The sequence below is a fragment of the Alterinioella sp. genome, from assembly GCF_058343375.1.
On the sequence record NZ_JBTUJH010000022.1, the window covers coordinates 1 to 3166 of the forward strand.

The following is a 3166-nucleotide window of genomic DNA, read 5'->3' on the forward strand; positions in this document are numbered from 1 at the left end:
CAAACCGGGCCAGGCGGCGGGCCTCATCGCGGATGCGCGCCACCGCGCCGCGATCGGCCCCCATTGCGGCGGGATCATCCAGCGCGCGGATCCGAAGCGACAGATCCACGCCTTGGCCGCGCAGCGGATCCCGGTCGGCCAGAAGCGCTGCAAGCCGTTCGGCCCCCCTGCCGCCCCTGGTCAGCATATGGGCCAGACGCGGATGCAGCGGAATCTGGGCCAAGGCGCGCCCGTGGGCTGTGATCCGGCCTTGATCATCCAGCGCGCCAAGCCCGGCCAGCAGAGTCTGCGCCTTGGCCAAGGCCCCGCCGGGCGGGGGCGTCAGAAAGGCCAGCCCGGTGCCATCTCCCGCCCCCCATTGCGCAAGATCCAGGGCCAGACCGGTCAGATCGGTTGCCTCGATCTCGGCCGGTGCAAAAGCGGGCAGCGCGCCTTCGGCCCCTTTGGTCCAGTTGCGATAACAGACACCTTCGGCCACCCGGCCGGCCCGGCCCCGGCGCTGGTCGGCCTCGGCGCGCGAAACCGGCTCGGTTACCAGCCGCGCCATGCCCGAGCCGGGATCGAACCGGGCCCGCCGCGCCCGCCCGCCATCGACCACCACGCGGATATCGGGGATGGTCAGCGAGGTTTCGGCAATCGCGGTGGCCAGCACCAATTTGCGCTTGTCGGGGCTTTCCGGTCGCAGGGCGGCGCGTTGCGCGGCAAGCGGCATGGCCCCGAAAAGCTGATGCAGGGCGATGGTGCCTGGCAGGTCCGACAGGCGGGCGGCGGTGCGGCGGATCTCACCTTCACCCGGAAGGAACGCAAGGATGCCACCCTGCGTCTCGCGGATCGCCATACGGATCAGATCGGCCACGCTGTCTTCGATCCGCGCCTTTGCCGGAGCGGGGCGATCGCGCCAGCGGGTCTCGATCGGGTGGCCGCGGCCTTGCGAGGTGATCACCGGCGCGTGGTCCAGCAAGGCGGCCACTGGCCCGGCATCCAGCGTGGCCGACATCACAAGGATAACCAGATCCTCGCGCAGCGCCCCGCGCACTTCCCAGGTCAGCGCCAGCCCCAGATCCGCATTGAGCGAGCGTTCGTGAAACTCGTCAAAGATCACCGCGCCGATGCCCGGCAATTCGGGATTGTCCTGCACCATGCGGGTCAGGATGCCCTCGGTCACAACTTCGATCCGGGTGGCCTTGCCGATATTGGCGTCGCCGCGCACCCGGTAGCCAACGGTCGCGCCCACCGCTTCGCCAAGCGTTTCGGCCATGCGTTCGGCGGCGGCCCGCGCGGCAAGGCGGCGCGGCTCCAGCATCAGGATGCGGCCTTGAATGCGGTTTTCCTCCAACAGGGCCAGCGGCACCCGCGTGGTCTTGCCGGCACCGGGCGGGGCCTGCAACACGGCCCGGCCATGGCGGGCAAGCGCGGCCAGCAGATCGGGCAGGATGGGGTCGATGGGCAGGGCGGTCACGGGCGGGCCTCGGGCTGTTCTGCTGTCATAAGCCGTGGCCGCCCGGCCAAGGTCAACACCCGATGCGGGGCTGGACAATCCGACCCATGGCGGGGAAAACCGATACCGAACCCGTTGCAGAAAGACCCCGACCCATGCCCGAGCCACGCCTGCCCGATGATCTGCCTGCCCGCATTCTGGCCGGTGAACGCCGGGCCCTGGCGCGCGCGGTCACGCTGGTTGAAAGCACCCGGCCCGATCACCGGCAACAGGCCACCGCGCTGTTGGATGCGCTGGCCGGGCATGGGCGTCAGGCGCTGCGGATCGGGTTGTCGGGCACGCCGGGCGTCGGCAAATCCACCTTTATCGAGGCCTTTGGCATGATGCTGACAGGTCAGGGCCTGAAAGTAGCGGTATTGGCGGTCGATCCGTCCTCGACCCGCTCGGGCGGGTCGATTCTGGGCGACAAGACCCGCATGGAACAGCTGAGCCGCCAGAAAAACGCCTTTATCCGGCCCTCGCCCTCGCTGTCACATCTGGGCGGCGTGTCGCGGCGCACGCGTGAGGCGGTGGCGCTGTGCGAGGCGGCTGATTTCGACGTGGTGCTGATTGAAACGGTCGGCGTCGGGCAGTCCGAAACCATGGTGGCCGAAATGTGCGATATTTTCGTGCTGCTGCTGGCCCCGGCGGGTGGCGACGAATTGCAGGGGGTGAAACGCGGCATCATGGAGATTGCCGACCTCATCCTTGTCAACAAGGCCGATGGTGATCTGAAATCCGCCGCCACGCGGACCTGTGCCGATTATGCCGGGGCGCTGCGGCTGATGCGCAAGCGCGTCCATGACCCCGACGGCTTCCCCATGGCGATGCCGGTTTCCGCGGTCACCGGCGACGGGCTGATGCAGGCATGGACCGAGATGCAGAGGCTGGCCCAGTGGCGCCGCGAGCATGGGTATTGGCAGGCCCGCCGCTCTGAGCAGGCCCGCCACTGGTTCGAGCAGGAGGTGCGATCAGGCCTGCTGGCGCAAATGACGGCCAGCCCCGAGATTCGTGCCCGGATGGCTGATCTGGGTGCCGAAGTGGCGGCGGGAAAGTTATCACCCGACGCGGCGGCGGTCGCATTTCTGGCGGCGTTGAAACGCTAAACCGGCAGCAGCCGTTTTCGGTTTGACCGAGTCGTTCCTGTCGATAGGCGCGCCCGGCCAACGCTCGCAAAACCACGTGTTTCATGGCGCTTCATCATCAAATCGCTCGAAATGTGCGGAGTTCTGCCCGATTTGCAATGCACGCGCATTCCGCTTGCTTTTTCCTTCGTTTCGGCTCATATAGCGCTCGCGACGTTACCACTATCGACCAAACTGCTCCTACCGGCTCAGTCTCTCGATCTTGCACTGACTTTGCCGACCTGCCGCATCCCGTGGGCAGTACTATAGGAGAAACGACGATGGCTACTGGCACCGTCAAATGGTTCAACGCAACTAAAGGCTTCGGCTTCATCGCGCCCGATGGCGGCAGCAAAGACGTGTTCGTGCACATCTCTGCCGTTGAGCGCGCAGGTCTGACCGGTCTGGCCGACGACCAGAAAGTGACCTTCGACATCGAGCCCGGCCGTGACGGCCGCGAAAGCGCGACCAATATCGCACTGGCGTAAGGCCCGGATCCCCGCCACGCGGGGATGAAGGAATGACATTGAAACGGACGCATTGGCAACGATGCGTCCGTTTTTTT

The 3166-nt window shown here is 66.6% G+C and carries 3 protein-coding genes; 2 read left to right on the forward strand and 1 reads right to left on the reverse strand.

The features are described from left to right. On the reverse strand, nucleotides 1-1459 hold a 1459-nt coding region (hrpB, locus tag ACW8PS_RS04430), incomplete at its 3' end, for an ATP-dependent helicase HrpB (protein WP_491526083.1). 134 nt (nucleotides 1460-1593) lie between these two features. Here hrpB and meaB point away from each other — a divergent pair. Both meaB and ACW8PS_RS04440 read left to right on the forward strand, forming a co-directional pair. After that, a complete protein-coding gene (gene meaB / locus ACW8PS_RS04435; protein WP_491526084.1) occupies nucleotides 1594-2583 on the forward strand; it encodes a methylmalonyl Co-A mutase-associated GTPase MeaB in 990 nt (329 codons plus the stop codon). Nucleotides 2584-2882: 299 nt separating this feature from the next. After that, entirely contained in the window at nucleotides 2883-3089 is a 207-nt protein-coding gene (locus ACW8PS_RS04440) for a cold-shock protein (RefSeq protein WP_491526085.1), read from the forward strand. Nucleotides 3090-3166: the final 77 nt, after the last annotated feature.

Excerpts from the sequence above, each read along its gene's own strand:
- meaB (WP_491526084.1), top strand. The coding sequence starts at position 1,594 with ATGCCCGAGCCACGCCTGCCCGATGATCTGCCTGCCCGCATTCTGGCC.
- ACW8PS_RS04440 (WP_491526085.1), top strand. The coding sequence starts at position 2,883 with ATGGCTACTGGCACCGTCAAATGGTTCAACGCAACTAAAGGCTTCGGC.